Source organism: Streptomyces sp. NRRL B-1347, assembly GCF_000720325.1.
GTDB lineage: Bacteria > Actinomycetota > Actinomycetes > Streptomycetales > Streptomycetaceae > Streptomyces.
Genome location: NZ_JOJM01000017.1, coordinates 98,722 through 114,410 on the forward strand (window position 1 = coordinate 98,722; position 15,689 = coordinate 114,410).

General features: G+C 72.7%; 15 protein-coding genes and 1 pseudogene. 7 read left to right on the plus strand and 9 right to left on the minus strand.

What is annotated here, in order from left to right:
• Positions 1–14 precede the first annotated feature (14 nt).
• The 4 genes from IG74_RS0116975 to IG74_RS0116990 all read right to left on the minus strand — a co-directional run bounded on the left by IG74_RS0116975 (position 15) and on the right by IG74_RS0116990 (position 3,382).
• Positions 15–713 carry a copper chaperone PCu(A)C gene (locus IG74_RS0116975; protein WP_030677076.1) on the minus strand — a complete coding sequence of 233 codons (699 nt, stop codon included), beginning with the start codon at positions 711–713 and terminating at the stop codon, positions 15–17.
• Complete coding sequence (locus IG74_RS0116980; RefSeq protein WP_051854952.1) at positions 710–1,435, minus strand: SCO family protein; 726 nt, start codon at positions 1,433–1,435, stop codon at positions 710–712. Before IG74_RS0116980 ends, IG74_RS0116975 begins: the two co-directional genes overlap by 4 nt.
• Before the next feature lie 92 nt (positions 1,436–1,527).
• On the minus strand, positions 1,528–2,283 hold the full coding sequence (locus tag IG74_RS0116985) for a YcnI family protein (protein ID WP_078868819.1): 756 nt from the start codon (positions 2,281–2,283) through the stop codon (positions 1,528–1,530).
• A gap of 265 nt (positions 2,284–2,548) precedes the next feature.
• A complete protein-coding gene (locus IG74_RS0116990) occupies positions 2,549–3,382 on the minus strand; it encodes a hypothetical protein (RefSeq protein ID WP_030677082.1) in 834 nt (277 codons plus the stop codon).
• Positions 3,383–3,702: 320 nt separating this feature from the next.
• On the opposite strand from IG74_RS0116990, the gene IG74_RS0116995 reads away from it, so the two are divergent.
• Positions 3,703–4,287 (plus strand): ATP-binding protein, encoded by a 585-nt coding sequence (locus IG74_RS0116995; protein WP_030677083.1) that lies wholly within the window; start codon positions 3,703–3,705, stop codon positions 4,285–4,287.
• A 52-nt stretch (positions 4,288–4,339) separates the two neighbouring features.
• On the opposite strand, the gene IG74_RS0117000 is transcribed toward IG74_RS0116995, so the two are convergent.
• A complete protein-coding gene (locus IG74_RS0117000) occupies positions 4,340–5,173 on the minus strand; it encodes an NAD(P)H-binding protein (protein ID WP_030677085.1) in 834 nt (277 codons plus the stop codon).
• 211 nt (positions 5,174–5,384) lie between these two features.
• On the opposite strand from IG74_RS0117000, the gene IG74_RS0117005 reads away from it, so the two are divergent.
• Both IG74_RS0117005 and IG74_RS0117010 read left to right on the plus strand, forming a co-directional pair.
• Positions 5,385–5,804, plus strand: a complete 420-nt coding sequence (locus IG74_RS0117005) for a winged helix-turn-helix transcriptional regulator (RefSeq protein WP_030677088.1) — start codon at positions 5,385–5,387, stop codon at positions 5,802–5,804.
• A 265-nt stretch (positions 5,805–6,069) separates the two neighbouring features.
• Positions 6,070–6,426, plus strand: coding sequence for a cupin domain-containing protein (locus IG74_RS0117010; RefSeq protein ID WP_051854963.1), 357 nt, complete (start codon positions 6,070–6,072; stop codon positions 6,424–6,426).
• Between the two features lie 237 nt (positions 6,427–6,663).
• Here the strand turns inward: IG74_RS0117010 and IG74_RS0117020 are convergent, their stop codons facing one another.
• Entirely contained in the window at positions 6,664–8,130 is a 1,467-nt protein-coding gene (locus tag IG74_RS0117020; RefSeq protein WP_030677094.1) for a PLP-dependent aminotransferase family protein, read from the minus strand.
• Positions 8,131–8,171: 41 nt separating this feature from the next.
• On the opposite strand from IG74_RS0117020, the gene IG74_RS0117025 reads away from it, so the two are divergent.
• Complete coding sequence (locus IG74_RS0117025; RefSeq protein ID WP_030677096.1) at positions 8,172–8,699, plus strand: carboxymuconolactone decarboxylase family protein; 528 nt, start codon at positions 8,172–8,174, stop codon at positions 8,697–8,699.
• A gap of 143 nt (positions 8,700–8,842) precedes the next feature.
• Here the strand turns inward: IG74_RS0117025 and IG74_RS0117030 are convergent, their stop codons facing one another.
• Positions 8,843–10,312 (minus strand): aminopeptidase P family protein, encoded by a 1,470-nt coding sequence (locus IG74_RS0117030; protein ID WP_030677099.1) that lies wholly within the window; start codon positions 10,310–10,312, stop codon positions 8,843–8,845.
• Between the two features lie 206 nt (positions 10,313–10,518).
• Entirely contained in the window at positions 10,519–11,928 is a 1,410-nt protein-coding gene (locus tag IG74_RS0117035; protein ID WP_030677102.1) for a PP2C family protein-serine/threonine phosphatase, read from the minus strand.
• A gap of 615 nt (positions 11,929–12,543) precedes the next feature.
• Between IG74_RS0117035 and IG74_RS54685 the strand changes: the two are divergent.
• The 3 genes and pseudogenes from IG74_RS54685 to IG74_RS0117045 form a co-directional block, all read left to right on the plus strand.
• Positions 12,544–12,693 (plus strand): annotated as a pseudogene (locus IG74_RS54685) (DNA primase); the annotation flags it as partial.
• Positions 12,667–13,410 carry a bifunctional DNA primase/polymerase gene (locus IG74_RS0117040; protein ID WP_420709904.1) on the plus strand — a complete coding sequence of 248 codons (744 nt, stop codon included), beginning with the start codon at positions 12,667–12,669 and terminating at the stop codon, positions 13,408–13,410. The pseudogene IG74_RS54685 and the gene IG74_RS0117040, both read left to right, overlap by 27 nt.
• A 54-nt stretch (positions 13,411–13,464) precedes the next feature.
• A complete protein-coding gene (locus IG74_RS0117045; RefSeq protein WP_234334354.1) occupies positions 13,465–14,088 on the plus strand; it encodes a hypothetical protein in 624 nt (207 codons plus the stop codon).
• Between the two features lie 510 nt (positions 14,089–14,598).
• Here IG74_RS0117045 and IG74_RS0117050 read toward each other — a convergent pair.
• Positions 14,599–15,564: a DUF5926 family protein gene (locus tag IG74_RS0117050; RefSeq protein WP_030677111.1), complete on the minus strand. Its 966-nt coding sequence runs from the start codon at positions 15,562–15,564 to the stop codon at positions 14,599–14,601.
• Positions 15,565–15,689 lie beyond the last annotated feature (125 nt).

The following is a 15,689-nucleotide window of genomic DNA, read 5'->3' on the forward strand; positions in this document are numbered from 1 at the left end:
ACTCTTCAGTCCCCTCAGTGCGACGAGTGCGAGGCGTGCGACGAGTGCGAGGCGTGCTGCTCGGCATTGGAGCCGTCGGTCTTGGAACCGTCAGCCTTGGAACCGTCGGTCTTGTGACCGTCGGCCGGGGCGTGCTGGTCGTGCTCCGAGTGCTTCTTCGGGTCGCCGGAGTGCGTCTTCTTGCCGGAGTCCGCCTTCGGGTTGTACGTCGCCGCCTTCACCGGCATCTCGACCGTGATCGGGTCCGACTTCTCGAAGCGGAACGTGACCTTGACCTTGTCGCCCTGCTTGGGCTTGTGCTTCAGCTGCTCGAGCATGATGTGGTTGCCGCCGCGGGCGAAGACGAGCTCGCCGTTCGCGGGCACGGCGAAGGACTTCTGCTCCTTCATCGTGCCGCCCTTGGTGGCGTGCAGGGTCACGCTGCCCGCGAGCGGGCTGGACGCCGAGACGAGCTTGTCGGCGGCGCCCTCGTTGGTGAGCGTGAAGAAGCCGCCCGCCATGTCGTCCATGGCGGGGACGGGGACGTAGGCGCCGCTGACCTTCAGCTCGGGCTTCGCGGCCGCGCCGGCCGAGGCCTCGGAGCTCTTGTCGCCCTTGGCGGCCTTGGCACCCTTGTCGTTCTTGTCGTCGTTGCAGCCGGTCAGGGCCAGGCCCGCCGCCAGTGCTATGGCACAGCCGGTGAGGAGGCGGCGCCGGGTGGTGCGGTGGTTCACGGGTTCTGTCCCTTGATGATCTTGGGGAGGTCCTGCGCGTACTCTTCGGCGCGGGTGTCCTGGCCGTTGTAGACGACGTATCCGGCGTCGGTCTTCGGGGAGAAGGCCATGACCTGGGTGCCGTGCATCGACTCGACCTTGCCGTTCTTGAGCTTCTTGGACGGCTCGATGCTGATGCCGATCGTCCGGGCGCTGGCCTGGATGGTCGGGAAGTCACCGGTCAGACCGATGAACTCGGGGTCCTGGGCCTTCAGCCACTTGCCGAGTTCCTTGGAGGTGTCCCGCTCGGGGTCGGTGGTCACGAAGACGACCTGGAGCTTGTCGAGCTCCGCCTTGGTGACGGTCTTCTTGCGCAGCATGTCCTTCTTGGCGACGGCGATGTTGCTCATCGTCAGCGGGCAGACGTCCGGGCAGTTGGTGTAGCCGAAGTACAGGAGCACCGGCTTGCCCTTGGTCCGCTCGCGCAGGTCGTACTTCTTGCCGTGGGTGTCGGTGAGGACCAGGTCCGGCTTCTTGAACGGCTTGTCGAGGACGGTCGCCGCCTGCTTCGACTCCGCCTCCATGGAGACGTCGGCGATCGGCTTGTCCTTCTTGTCGCCGTCGTCACTGCCGCAGGCGGTCAGCGTGAGCCCCGCGGCGGCGAGCAGGGCGGCGCCGGCGAGCGCGCGCCTCTTCGTGGTCTTCGGGCCCGACGTGGTGGTCTGGTTGCTCAACTTGCGCATACGAAAATGTCCCAGATGTGAGGGGGCCGGGACGCGCCGGGGCCGGGTGTCCGGCGGCGGCGCGTCCCGAGGGCGGCCGAGGCGGCGACGCCTCAGCTGGTGGCGCGGCGGCGCTGGGCGACGACGCCGAAGGCCACGCCCGCGATGCCGACGACGATGCCGACGATGCCGAGGGTGCGGGCGGTGGTGTCGCTGCTGTCGCCGTCCGACGCGGTCTCCTGCTTGGCGTCACCGGACTTGGCGTCGGACTTGTCGTCCTTGGCGGCGGAGGCGCCGTGGTGGTCGTCGGACGCGGCGGTCAGCTGGAGCGTCGGCGCCGGGTACTCCGGCTCCTCGTCGCCCTTCTGCGGCTCGATCCAGCGGACGACTTCCTTGTTGTCGTACGTCTGCAGGGCCTTGAAGACCAGCTGGTCGGCGTCCTCGGGGAGCTGGCCGATGGACAGCGGGAACTTCTGGAAGTAGCCGGGCTCGACGCCCTTGCCGTCGGCGGTCCAGGTGACCTTGGAGACGGCCTCGTTGATCTTCTCGCCGTGGATCTCGATCGGCTTGTCGAGCTTGGCCTTGGTGACCTTCGCCTTCCAGCCGGGCACGGGCTGCGGCATCACGGACGCGAGCGGGTGGTCGGCGGGGAAGCTGACCTCGAGCTTGGTCGTCGAGGCGTCGTCGCGCTCGTTGGGGACCTTGAAGTTGACGGTCGCGTAGCCGCCCTTGGCGGCCTGGCCCTCGGGGCTGACGCTGACGTGCGCGAACGCGGGCACGGAGAGCAGCAGGACGGCGGAGGCGGCGACGCCGCCCACGACGGAGGCGCGGGTGAGGGCGGCGGACTTCGGGGACTTCTGGGTCGTCATGACGGAGTGCTCCAGTTTCGGCAGGAGTGCGCGGCGACCGGCCCGTCGTGGCGGGACCCGTGGGGCCCCGGTGAGCGGAGGCACGGCCGTGCGTACGTGAGAAGTGCGGGAAGGGGACGCGGTGCGGCGGGCCCGAGGGCCACGCGCACGTGCGGACGCGCCGCGCGGCACCCCTCCCACAGCAGTACGTCAGTACGGCCGTACGTCACTCGGTACGTCGGTACGTCATGGCGTACGCGTACGGCGGCGCGTGGAGCGGTCCGCGTCAGGCGGCGAGCGAGAACGCGGCGGTCGCGGGCGGGCCGCGCCGGATCACCGTGTGCTGGAGCACGGCCGCCCGGAGCTTCGGCGGCACGAGGGCGCGGGCCGCGCGCGCAGGGCCGGAGGCCTGGTCCGGCGCACCGGAGAGCCCGGCGCGCAGCGCGCGGACCAGAGCCAGGGCGGCGCGCAGCGAACGCATGAGCGCCCCTTGGGCGACCCCCTGCGCTCCCTGGGCGGAGAGCCTGACGAGCCGCATGAGCGCGACGTCGCCGCGGCGCAGCAGCCAGCCCGCGGCCACCGCCGCGAGCACGTGCGCGAGCAGCATCGGCAGCGACGGCAGGACGGACATCGCCGAGTCCGTCATCGAGGTCTGCGCGGCCGCCGCCTCGCCCGTGGCGTGGGCGTGCGCGCCGTGGCCGCCGGACGGGTCGACGCCCGCGGTCTCCAGGATCTGCCGGGCCTGGACGGGGGTGATGGTCGCCCCGCCCGCTCCGCACACGATGCGAGCCGCGCGCTCGACGAGCGAACCGCCGCCCGTGCCGCCCGCGGTCATGGCCGTGCCGTGCTGGCCGAGCCCGAACAGCGCGTGCAGCCCGAGCTGCCCGACCGCGAGCGCCCCCGCGATGCCCGGGAGCGACCGCTCCCGTCCGGCGAGGGGCACCGCGAGCACGAGCACGGCGAGGAACCCGGCGCCGAGCGTCCACAGCGGGACGGTGGCGCAGGAAGCGAGTACATGGCCCCCGGCGGACAGCACGAGGCAGACCGCGGCGAACATCGCGGCCCGCAGCAGCCGGAGATCGGCTCCGGCGCGCGCCTGGCGCTGGTGGGGGGCAGTCATGGCCGGGCCATCATCGCACTGGGCCGCCCCGCCCCGTGCGGCAGGTCCGCAAGCTCCCGTCCATGCCGCAAGGCGACGGAATCACCCGGAATGAGCCATAAGGACGAGGAAGTCCCTGATAGGGCCGACTCCGGGAATCACACGGCCCCGTGCCGGGTAGGCGCAGCCATATGTCCCGCTACACCGGACACAGCCCTCGCCGCGTCCGCCGTATGGGCGGCGTCACGTCAACTGGGCGCTTATCCCGGGGCGCTGGCGGCAATACGTATCGGTATGTCGAGCCGCGGCCAGAGGGCTGGAGCATGCCAGGAGGCTGAAGCATGAGCATCTGGTGGTCCCTCCATTTGCGGCGCGAAGCCGCGAGCGTCCCGCTCGCGAGGCGCCTGCTCATCGGCACGATGGAGACGGCCGGGGTGGATCCGGACGTCTCGTACGACCTGTCGCTCGCGCTCACCGAGGCCTGTGCGAACGCGGTGGAGCACGGCGGCGCGACGGGCACCGCGGCGGGTGCGTACCGCGTGACCGCCTATCTCGACGGCGAGAAGTGCCGCATCGAGGTCGCCGACTCCGGGCCCGGCCTGCCGCCGGGCCGGGTCTTCATGAGTGCCGCGAACACCCCCGCCACGAGGGTGAAGGGCAGGAGAGGCACCGGGCGCGGCCGCCGCACGCGCCGCCGCGCGGGCACGCAGGCCGCCCAGGGCCAGCGCCAGTCCCGGACCCAGGGCCCGCCCTCCGCGCCCGCGCCGCCCTCCGAGTTCGCCGAGAGCGGCCGCGGTCTGTGTCTCATCCGGGAGCTCGCCGACGACGTGCACTTCGGCAACAGGCCGGGCCGCGACGGCGGCGCGGTGATCAGCTTCGACAAGATCCTCAAGTGGCGCGAGGACGCCCCGCTGGCAGCCGTGTGAGCCACCCGGGGCCCGCCGGAGCAGGACCAGGTATCCGGACCGGGGCCGGGACTCAGCCCCGCACCGCCGCCGCATACGTGTCGAGAGCGGAGCGAGGGGCGCGGCCGAGGAGCGCACGCAGGGCGTTGTCCGCTATGGAGGTGCCGTCGAGGAAGCCGCCCGCTATCGACGCGTACGTGCTGAGCAGCATCGGCACCTGGAAGGGCAGGGCCTGCCCGGCCTCCGTGATCGCGGCGCGGGTCGCCTCCAGACCGCCCGGCTCGTACGAACCGCCGGTCGCCGCGGCCAGGTCGGCGCCGCCGAGGGGCTCCTCGCCGACGAGCTCGTACGTGCGCCCCGCGTGGGCGGCGGGGGCCGTGGCCACCCGGACGGCGACCTCGGCCAGGTCCTCGCGGGCGACCGCGGCGAGCCGCCCGTCGCCGAGCGGCGCGGCTATCGTCCCGTCCGGGCCGGGGGCGGCTATGGCGGCGAGGAACTCCGCGTACAGGCCGTTGCGCAGCACCGTCCAGTTCAGGGAGGAGCGGCGCAGTCTGCGCTCGGTCCAGCGGTGGGCGAGCGCGTACGTCAGATGGTCGCCGTCGCCGCTCAGGCTGGTGTAGACGAGGTGGCCGACGCCTGCCTTCTCGGCGGCGGTGATCACGGCCTCGTGCCGGGCGACGACCACGTCGTCCTCGGCGGCGCCCGCGGAGATCACGAGGAGCGTGTCCACACCGGTGAAGTCCAGGGAATCCGGGTCGTCGAAGTCCACGCGGCGCTGGCCGGGCGCGGGGTCGCGGGTGCCGACCACGAACGGCGCGGCCGCGTGGCCCGAGTCGGCTGCGCGGTCCGCGAGCTTGGTGGTGATGAGCCGGCCGAGTGCGCCGGTGGCGCCGGTGATGAGCAGCATGGGAACGATCCCCCGGAACGAGCAGTTGAATGAGGTGACGACCGGTGCGGGAAGAGGTGCTGCGCACTCGGTACGTGACCATCGTGTTCGATGGTGGGGGATCGCGTAAGGAGGCACTTTGATGTCAGCGGGGCACACGGCTGTAACCACCCCCGGGGCCAGTACGGCCGGGGTTTCCGGGGCAGCGCCCGCCGCGGCGCCCGAGGGGGAAGTGTCCGCAGCGGCGCTCAAGACGCTCGTCGGCGAGCCCGTGATCGCGTGCGAGACGCCGCAGGACGAGTGCGGGGTCAGAGACGTCCTGGACCGGCTCGGCGACAAGTGGTCGGTGTACGTCGTGGTCGAACTGGCAGGCGGCGTACTGCGGTTCAAGGAGCTCCAGCGCCGCATCCACGGCGGCATCTCGCAGCGCATGCTCACGCTGACGGTGCGCCGCCTGGAGCGGGACGGCCTGGTGAAGCGCACGGTGCACCCGACGATCCCGCCGCAGGTGGAGTACGAGCTGACGGAGATGGGCCACAGCCTGACCCACCTCATCAAGTCCCTCGCCGACTGGTCGATAGCCCACCGCCCGGCCATAGCGGCGGCACGCGAGGCGTACGACGGGGCGCAGGAGACCGCCGCCTCCCGTTAGCCGTCTTCCGCTGGCGGAGGCCTCGGCAGGCAAGGGCGCCGCAGCGCCTCAACTTGCCATTACGGCAACAACAGTTGCCGCCTCCAAGGTGACGACCGCAGCCTGGTCCCAGTCCAGAAGGCGCTCGAAACCGTCAGGAGGCCACACGGTGTCCACGCAGAACACGCCGGAGAGCACGGCTCGGAACACGCCGCAGAGCACGCCGCGGAACCCGGCCCGGAACACGCCGCCGAACAACCGCGTCCACCACGTCCGCGCCGGAGAGCTGAACGGCTACACCGCCCTCAGCGGCGACACGGTCGGCTCCCGGAACCTGTGGATGGGGCTCGTGCGGCACGAGCCGGCGAGCAAGACCGACAACCACCACCACGGCGCGTCCGAAGCGGGCATCTACGTAGTCAGCGGTCACCCCGTGTTCGTCTTCCACGACGGCGAGCAGGAAGTCAGGATCGAGGCGGGCCCCGGCGACTTCCTGCTCGTTCCCCCGTTCGTCCCGCACCGGGAGGAGCACCCCGACCCGGACGAGCCGGTCGTCGTGGTGATCGCGCGCACCACCCAGGAGCCGATCAAGGTCTCCGTGCCCGAGCTGTACCAGCTCACGCCGACGACCCAGGCGACCTAGGCGACCCGCACGGCCCCGGCGGCCTAGACGGCCCGGGCGACCTCGCCGCCCCCGGAGAGCCGCGCGAAACGCTCGTCCGACAGCTCCACGTCCAACGCCCGTACGTTCCCCTCCAGGTGCCCCACCGACGTCGTACCGGGAATGCTGGCGCAGGTACGCGGGATGCCCGAGCGGCACCCTTCCCCAAGCTCTCAACTACGTCCGAAGGCTCGGCAGCTCAGGAGGGCGCGTGAGACTTCATGCACCGTTGACGTGCGCGTCCGCGTCGTGGTCGGGCGCGGGTGGCAGCGCCCGGCACAGGGCCTCGATCGCCGCCGTGTACGCGTGCTCGGCGGGTGTCGCGTAGCCGACGACGAGCCCGTCGGGGGCGGTCGCCGTCGCGTCCGGGTGACGGTACTCGGCAAGGCCCTCCAGGCCCACGCCGTGCCAGGCGGCGGCCTTCACGGCGGACGCCTCCGTGCCGGGCGGGAGTTGGAGCACGGCGTGCAGTCCCGCCGCGATGCCGGTGACGCTGACGTGCGGGGCGCGTTCGGCGAGCGCGGCGACGAGCTGGTCGCGGCGGCGCCGGTAGTGCTGGCGCATGCGGCGGACGTGGCGGTCGTAGCTCCCGGACTCGATGAGCTCGGCGAGCGTGAGCTGGTCGAGGACGCTGGCCCACGCCTCCCGTTCGCCCTTGGCGGTGGTGACGGCGTCCACGAGGTGCTCGGGCAGGACCATCCAGCCGAGCCGCACGGCAGGGGACAGGCTCTTGCTCACCGAGCCGATGTAGACGACCCGTTCGGGATCGAGCCCCTGGAGAGCGCCGACGGGCTCGCGGTCGTAGCGGAACTCCCCGTCGTAGTCGTCCTCCAGGATCAGCCCCGCGCGCGTGCGGGCCCAGTCGACGGCGGCGGTGCGGCGCGCGGGGTGCAGCGGTCCGCCGGTCGGGAACTGGTGCGCGGGCGTGAGCAGCACCGCGCCCACCGGCTTTGAGACGTCCGGCAACTCCTCGACGCGGGCGCCGTGTTCGTCGAGGGGCAGCGGCACCGAGCGCACCGCTGCCGTGGTGAGCAGGGAGCGGTGGAAGCCGAGCCCGTACGCCTCCACGGCGAGGGGACCGCGCAGCACCCCGCCGGAGCCCGTGCCGAACAGGAGCCGCAGCGCGTGCGCGAAACCGGAGCACACCACGATCCGCTCCGGGTCGGTCCGCACCCCGCGCGAGCGCGCCAGATAGTCGGCGAGCGCGCGCCGCAGCTCGATCCGGCCGCGCGGATCGCCGGGCCCGAACGCCTCGTTGGGCGCGGCGGTCAGCGCCCGCCGGGCGGCGGCGAGCCAGGCCGTGCGCGGGAAGGAACCGGCGTCCGGCTGCCCCTGCACCAGGTTGTGCGCGGGGGGCGCGGAAGCGGTAGGGGCGCGCTTGGGGACTCGTACGCGCGGGGGTGGCGCGACGCGCTCGGCGACCCGCGTCCCCGAGCCCTGGCGGGCGGTCAGCCAGCCCTCGGCGACCAGCTCCGCGTACGCGTCGGCGACGGTGTTGCGGGCGATCCCGAGGTCGGCGGCGAGCGAGCGGTACGGCGGCAGGCGGGTGCCGGGGGCGAGCCGTCCGGAGCGCACGGCGTCGCGCAGGGCGCGGATGAGGGCGGCGCGGCGGCTGCCGCTCCCGGAGAGGTCGAGGTGCAGGTCGGCACCGATGAGCTCCGCCGAATTGACCCATGATTCCGCCATGTGAATGCACCCTACCCAAGGTCTTTGCCGCTCGTAGATTCATGGTCATGACGAACAACACCGCAGTCGCCGAGACCACCGTCGCAGTCGCCGGATCCGCCGCCCCCGCCGCCCAGACCCCCCGCCTCAACTTCGCCAAGGCCGCCCCGAAGGTCTTCAAGGCCGTCATCGGCCTGGACGCCGCCGCCCGCGACGGCCTCGACCCGGCCCTGGTCGAGCTGATCCAGATCCGCGCCTCGCACCTCAACGGCTGCGCGTACTGCCTGCACATGCACACCAACGACGCGCGCAAGGCGGGCGAGAGCGAGGACCGGCTGCACATGGTGGCCGTCTGGCGCGAGGCCAGGAACTTCTTCACCGCCAAGGAGCAGGCGGCGCTCGCGCTGACCGACGCGGTGACCCGCCTCGCGGACGCGGGCGTCCCCGACGCCGTCTACGCGGAGGCCGCCGCCCACTTCGAAGAGACCGAGCTGGCCCAGGTCCTGTCCCTGATCTTCACGATCAACACGTGGAACCGGATCGCCCTGGCCACGGCCAAGGTGGCCGGCACCGACGAGCGCCAGGGCTGAGCCCGGGCGCCCGCCTTCACCGGCCTGCGGGTGCGTCACAAGAGGCAGGGAACGGAAAACGCCGGGCGGGGCCGGGGAATCCAGCCCCGCCCGGCGTTCTCGCGGACGGGTGCGCGGCGCGATCGGCCGCGCCAGGACGGACCTCAGCCCTTGAGCTGGGCCATCCAGGCCTCGACCTCGTCCGCGCGGCGCGGAAGCGCAGCGGACAGGTTCCGGTTGCCGTCCTCCGTGACGAGGATGTCGTCCTCGATGCGCACGCCGATGCCGCGGTACTCCGCGGGCACGGTCAGGTCGTCCGCCTGGAAGTACAGACCGGGCTCGACCGTCAGGCACATGCCGGGCTCGAGCGTGCCGTCCACGTACGTCTCGGTGCGCGCGGCGGCGCAGTCGTGGACGTCCATGCCGAGCATGTGACCGGTGCCGTGCAGCGTCCAGCGGCGCTGCAGACCGAGCTCGAGGACGCGCTCGACCGGGCCCTCGACGAGGCCCCACTCGACCAGCTTCTCGGCGAGCACGCGCTGCGCGGCGTCGTGGAAGTCGCGGTACTTCGCGCCCGGCTGCACCGCCGCGATGCCGGCCTCCTGGGCCTCGTACACCGCGTCGTAGATCTTCTTCTGCAGCTCGCTGAACCGGCCGTTGATCGGCAGCGTGCGGGTGACGTCCGCCGTGTAGTACGTGTGCGTCTCCACACCGGCGTCGAGCAGGAGCAGGTCGCCGGAGCGGACCGGGCCGTCGTTGCGCACCCAGTGCAGGGTGGTGGCGTGCGGGCCAGCGGCGCAGATGGAGCCGTAGCCGATGTCGTTGCCCTCGACGCGGGCGCGCAGGAAGAACGTGCCTTCGATGTAGCGCTCGCTCGTGGCCTCGGCCTTGTCGAGGACCTTCACGACGTCCTCGAAGCCGCGCACCGTGGAGTCCACGGCCTTCTGCAGCTCGCCGACCTCGAACTCGTCCTTGACCAGACGGGCCTCGGACAGGAAGACCCGCAGCTCCTCGTCGCGCTCGGCGGTGACCTTGTCGGTCAGGGCCGCCTCGATCCCGGCGTCGTAGCCGCGCACGACGCGGACGGGGCCGGTGGCCTCGCTCAGCGCGCCCGCCAGCTCGCGCACGTCCGACGCGGGGATGCCGTACAGCTGCTCGGCCTCGGTCAGCGAGTTCCGGCGGCCGACCCACAGCTCGCCCTGGCCGTCGAGCCAGAACTCGCCGTTCTCACGGTTGGAGCGCGGCAGCAGGTAGATCGTCGCCCGGTGGCCGTCCCGCGTGGGCTCCAGGACGAGGACGCCGTCCTCCGTCTGGTTGCCGGTGAGGTACGCGTACTCGACGGAGGAGCGGAAGGCGTACTCCGTGTCGTTCGAGCGGGTCTTCAGGTTGCCCGCGGGGATCACCAGGCGCTCGCCGGGGAAGCGCGCGGACAGCGCGGCACGGCGGGCGGCGGTGTGCCCGGCCTGGGCGACCGGCTCCAGATCACGCAGCTCGGTGTCGGCCCAGCCGGACTTCATGTTCTCGGCGAGCTCGTCGGAGACACCGGGGTAGAGGCCGTTCTTGCGCTGCTTGATCGGCTCTTCTTCGGTCTCCACCAGCTCTTCCGGGGTCTCCGGGTTGAGGGCGTCCGACACGGTCTGCCTCCTATGTACGACAACGGACCCTCCTCATCGTACGGCGGTCCGGAAGGGGTTCCAGAGGCAGAAGGACCCTTACACAGCGCAGTCGGAAGGTCACGCGGAGCCGGGTCGCGCGCCGGGTCGTCACGGGGGCGGGCGGGCCTGGTCGGAGCCGGCCTGACCGAACCGGCCTGCTGGAAGCGGGCCTGCTCGAACCCGGCCTACTCGAACCGCGCCGCGAGCAGCACCACGTCCTCGTCGCACGCGGCGCCGCCGTCCAGGTCGCCGCCCTCGCCGGACGCCTCCTCGGGCAGCACGGCCCGCAGGACGTGGTCGGCGATCGCGCCCGGGTCGTCGCGGGCGGCCTTCGGCACGCTCGCCGCCGCCGCGTGCAGCCGCGCGAACGCCCGGTCCATCGCGTCGCCGGTGCGGTGCAGCAGGCCGTCGGTGTAGAGCAGCAGGGTCTCCCCGGGCTCCGGGCGGATCTCCACGCTCGGCGCCTCCCAGCAGGCGAGCATGCCGAGCGGCGCGGACAGGGAGGTCTCCACGAACTCCGTGCGCCGCTCTCCGATCAGGAGCGGCGGGCTGTGCCCGGCCCCGGCCAGGACGATCTTGCGCAGCGCGGGTTCGCAGTACGCGAACAGGGCCGTCGCCGAGCGCGCGGGCTCCGTCAGGCGCAGCAGCAGCTCCAGGTCGGACAGGACGGCGACGGGGTCCTCGCCCTCCATCACCGCGTACGCCCGCAGGCTCGCGCGCAGGCGGCCCATCGCGGCGACCGCGCTCGGCCCGGACCCGGTGACCGAGCCGACCGCGAGGCCGAGCGCCGCGTCGGGCAGCGGCAGCGCGTCGTACCAGTCGCCGCCGCCGCGCGCCCCGGCGCGGTGCCGCGCGGCCAGCTGCACGCCCGCGACCCGCGAAAGGCGCGAGGGCAGCAGCTCCTCGCGCAGGGTCGCCACGGTGGTGCGGGCGCGGGTGAGCTCGACGAGGCGGGCCAGGTGCTCGGCGGCGTAGCGGGCGTACAGACCGATGAGATGGCGTCGGCGCGGTGCCGGTTCGGCGGTCTCGTCGTACAGCCAGACGGCGGCGCCGACACCGCCCGTCGCCTCGGTGGCGAGCGGCAGCGCGTAGCTCGCGGCGTAGCCGAGGCGGCGTGCCACTTCGCGGTGGCGGGGGTCGAGGGCCTCGTCGGCGAAGAGGTCCGGCTGCGCGATCTCCGAGAGGGGGGTCCCCGCGGCGCTCGCTTCCAGGAGCCGGCCGTACGAGGTGGCGGCGCGCGGCACCGTCTCCAGATAGCCGAGGTCGGCGCGGGCGAAGCCGAGGCCGACGGTGGTGTCGGGGCCGAGGCCGTCGGCGGGCTCCACGACGACGAGGCCGCGGCGGGCGCCGACGAGGGCGGCACCGGCGCGCAGGAGTTCGTCCAGGGCCTCGTCCAGGGTGGCGGTGCGGGACAGGCGCTCGGTGAGTTCGTGCAGCGTGGTGAGGTCGGAGACCCAGCCGGCCAGGCGGTCCTGGATCAGTGCGCCCGGGGCGCCGGGGGCCTCCGGGGAGGGCGCGACGGACGGGACAGTGTGCGCCGGTGGGGGAACAGTGGAATCGATTCCGGCCACTTTCGGCAGGTGCGGGGCGTTCATGGCTGACCGCTTTCCGGCCAGTGCGTATTGCTCAATAGCATCGCAAACCCCCTGTCATTCTGCGTCGCTAGCAATGTCTCCACATCTACACGCAGTGGAGAGGGGATGTCCAGCATTGTCCTGCTGGGATTCCTGGTGTCCAGTGCGCCGCGTGAGAATTCTGTGAACTGACAGTGATCTTGAGAACTTGGCTCAAAAGTGTTGCAGGGAACGCCATATTGCGGTCGACTGACATTGTTCGAAGGAGCGTCACAGCGGCCGTGATGGGTACGGATTCAAGTGGTGGCTCGGGACCGACCAGGGGCATTTGCGCGACGCCCGGAACCTGCCGCCGGACCCGGACGTCTTAGCCCACGGCGACCGCGCCCCATCGTCCCGTGGCACCGGGGGCAAGAAAAACGCGGGACGGCAAACGCCAGGCGCCGCCACCCCACGCCACGTTAACGCTCGGCCCATAGGGGTTCCCCATGCCGCAGGCTGGGGTGTGACGCGCCAGCTTGTACGCACCTTGCATGCACCTTGTACGCGCACCTCGTACACAGCGATAGAGATCCACACATGGTGTGATGTGGCCCGAAGTGTCCCTCTGCGTGTAACGGAAAGGAACGAGCGCTCATGCGCGAGATCCTCGGAAGGCGACGCAGGCTCCTGTCCTGGCGAATCGGTAGGAAGTCTGACCAGAGTCCCTCTCTGATCGGTGCGGCCCTGACCTTCGCGACAGCATGGGGCTGGCCCGTGCTGCCCGGTGTCGGTATCGAAGGGCAGAGCAGGCAGCTCCTCGACGGCATCGCCGGACTCGAAGGGCGCTCCGGACACGCCGGGCCCGGCGAGCGGCAGGGCGACACGCGCGACAAGAGCGGCAGAAGGAGCGGCAAGCGGCGCGCGAAGCGGGGGCCGCGCGCGGCGGACGAGCGGCCGGACCTTTCGGTCGCGTCGCGTGAGGCGACCCGCGGCGGCCAGGCGCGGTGCGCCTGCCCCGACCCCGAGTGCGTCGTTCCGGGCGCCCACCCGCTCGACCCGGGGCTCCTCGCCGCCACCACCGACGAGCGCATGGTCCGCTGGTGGTGGACCAACCGGCCCGGCGCACCCGTGCTCCTCGCCACCGGCGGACGCGCCCCGTGCGCCGTGAGCCTGCCCGCGGCCGCCGGCGCGCGCGCCCTCGCCGCACTCGAACTCGCGGGCATCCGCCTCGGCCCCGTCGTGGCCACCCCGGCCCGCTACTTTGTCCTCGTCGCGCCGTACTCCATGGAGCAGCTCGGCGAGCTCCTGTACGCCAAGGACCGGGTGCCCGGCTCGCTGCGCTTCCACGGAGGCGGCGGGTACATCCCGCTGCCCCCGTCCGAGACCGGCCAGGGCCAGGCCCGCTGGGAGCGCGCCCCGCTCCCCGGCTCGGCCGCCCCTTGGGTGCCGGACGTGGAGGCCGTCGTGGACGCGGTGGTCGACGCGCTCACTCATACGGGTGTGAGCGCGCCCGAGTTCTAAGGGAATCGGGCGCGCGGCGCGGGGCCGGGCGCCCGGGGTCGTTATCTTCGGCGCATGCACCCGCGCCCGGCCATGAACCCCCGCCTGCTCGCGCTCCTGGGCATCGTGGCCGTCGCCGCGCTGCTGCCCCTCGCCGGGGCGGCCGCCGGGCCGGTGTTCGAGGACGCCAAGGCGCCCGCGGACCCGGGGCGCGCGGGGGCGCTGCCCCCGCAGGCGGGTGAAGGCGCGCCGGAGGCCGGTGCCCACCGCGCCCCCCGGGCCGAGCCGGAGACCCGCCCGCAGCAGGCCGCGGGCGGCCCCGCGCACTCCACCGCCGATGCCGCGCCCCTGCCCGACACGCTCTCCCGCTGCGGCCCCGAACTCTCCTCGCCCGACGGCGTCGAGGCCCAGACCTGCGTACTGACCCAGGGCGCGGACACCTGGGCGCGCACCTACTACCGCAACGTGACCGGTGAGGCCCTGGAAGCCGTACTGAGCGTGATGGGCCCCAAGGGGCGCACGGTGCAGATGCACTGCGCGGTGGGCGCGGGGGACGAACCGGGGGCGTGCGACACACCCAAGGAGCGCACATCGGGGACCGCGGCGCACTACACGGCGGTCGCGGAGTTCGCGAGTGAGAGCGGGGACGCCCTGTTGCTGCGGTCGGGCAGCAACTCCGGCGGGCCACAGGGCAGTTGAGCGCGTGACTTATGCCCGGGCATGGAAACGCCCGGTTGCTGGCGACGGGGGATGCACCAGCAACCGGGCTATCTGAACGGTAACAAGAGATCGGCGCTTGGCAAATTCGATCTCAGTTATCCGGACAGGGATTCACCTGCGCCCATGGGGAGTTGTGACAGGAGTCACGCGTTCGGTCCGGCTGACCGGTGAGTCAGTGAGACAGAGGTGAGGCGCCTGCGCGGCCTCCGAGCGGTCACCCGGCGCACTCGCCCGGTTAAGAACGCGTGACGACACGACGGCGGAAGGCCGTTCCCCGGTGCCCGGCGCCATCCACCTGTTCGAAATGCGACGCCGGACCTCAGCCGAATGTCATCCGTGTGCAGGGCAAGGGGGTTGGCGAAGTGCCGGTGAGAGGGCCAGAGTGAGGTTCGGGAAGCGTGCGCGGGAGCGGTGCCCCGCGCGGGAGGAAGGGCTCCCCGCGCGCGAGGGCGAGGAACCCCCGCGCGCGGCTGCCGCACTCCTGGTGGATCAGCTGAGCGTGACCTGGCGGTTGGTGAGGCCGCCGCGGGCGCGCCGCTCCTCCGCGGTCAGCGGCTCCGCGACCGCGAGCGCCGCCGCGAGCCGCTCGGCGAACTCGGCCGCGGGCTTCTCGACGTCCTGCGCCCCCATGCCGCTCGGCAGGTCCCACACCGGCACGGTCAGGCCGTGCGCGCGGAAGGAGCCGACCAGGCGCGTGCCCTCGCCGAGGCTCGACGTACCGGCGGCGTGCAGGCGCGCGAGCGCGTCGAGGAGCTTCTCCTCGGCGTGCGGCATGACCCACCGCAGGTGGTTCTTCTCCGGCGTCTCGCACCAGTACGCGGAGTCGACGCCGGCCAGCTTGACGGTCGGGATGGCGGCGGCGTTCGCCCGCTCCAGGGAGGCCGAGACCTCCGCCGACGCGTTCTCCGCGTCCGGCACCCAGAACTCGAAGCCGGAGTGCACGACCGGCTCGAAGGGCGCCTTGTCGTCGAGGACGTCCTGCAGGCGCGGCCCGTCCGCGGGCGCCCTGCGGCCCGCCACCGGCTGGCCCGGCTCCGTGGTGAGCGCGCGGGCCAGCGTGTCGGCGAGGTCGCGGCTGAGGTCGCCGGACGAGGTGTCGTTCTGCAGGCCGAGCAGGACCGAGCCGTCCTCGCGGCGCAGCGCGGGCCAGGCCATCGGCAGGACCGTCGCGAGGGTCACGGAGGGCACGCCGTCGGGCAGCCCGTCCTTCGGGGTCAGCTCGACCGTGGCGGCGGGCACCAGCTCGCGCAGCGCCACCCAGTCGCATTCGCCGGACAGCCCCTCGAAGGGGCGCTGCACCAGCTCGGTGACCGCGTGCGCGGCGGCCCGGCCGTGGCAGGCCTTGTAGCGGCGGCCCGAACCGCAGGGGCAGGGCTCCCTGGCGCCGACCACCGGGACCTCGTGGTCCTTGAGCTGCGGCTGCTTGCCCTTCGTCTGCGGGCGCTTCTTGGCCATCGTGGGTGTCTCCCGGTTACGGCTCGCTTGCGTACGGGCGCGAGCCTAGCCGTTCAACGGTGGACCGACTCAGTGCGTCGGCGCGCGGGGCCCGCGGGGTCCGGCCGCCCGGGTCCGCGTACGTC

Excerpts from the sequence above, each read along its gene's own strand:
- IG74_RS0117000 (WP_030677085.1), bottom strand. The coding sequence starts at position 5,173 with ATGCTGCTCATCACCGGCGCCACCGGCGCACTCGGCCGGCTCATCACC.
- IG74_RS0117020 (WP_030677094.1), bottom strand. The coding sequence starts at position 8,130 with ATGGCGGAATCATGGGTCAATTCGGCGGAGCTCATCGGTGCCGACCTG.
- IG74_RS0116990 (WP_030677082.1), bottom strand. The coding sequence starts at position 3,382 with ATGACTGCCCCCCACCAGCGCCAGGCGCGCGCCGGAGCCGATCTCCGG.
- IG74_RS0117025 (WP_030677096.1), top strand. The coding sequence starts at position 8,172 with ATGGTCATGACGAACAACACCGCAGTCGCCGAGACCACCGTCGCAGTC.
- IG74_RS0117045 (WP_234334354.1), top strand. The coding sequence starts at position 13,465 with ATGCACCCGCGCCCGGCCATGAACCCCCGCCTGCTCGCGCTCCTGGGC.
- IG74_RS0116985 (WP_078868819.1), bottom strand. The coding sequence starts at position 2,283 with ATGACGACCCAGAAGTCCCCGAAGTCCGCCGCCCTCACCCGCGCCTCC.
- IG74_RS0117035 (WP_030677102.1), bottom strand. The coding sequence starts at position 11,928 with ATGAACGCCCCGCACCTGCCGAAAGTGGCCGGAATCGATTCCACTGTT.
- IG74_RS0116980 (WP_051854952.1), bottom strand. The coding sequence starts at position 1,435 with ATGCGCAAGTTGAGCAACCAGACCACCACGTCGGGCCCGAAGACCACG.
- IG74_RS0117050 (WP_030677111.1), bottom strand. The coding sequence starts at position 15,564 with ATGGCCAAGAAGCGCCCGCAGACGAAGGGCAAGCAGCCGCAGCTCAAG.
- IG74_RS0116995 (WP_030677083.1), top strand. The coding sequence starts at position 3,703 with ATGAGCATCTGGTGGTCCCTCCATTTGCGGCGCGAAGCCGCGAGCGTC.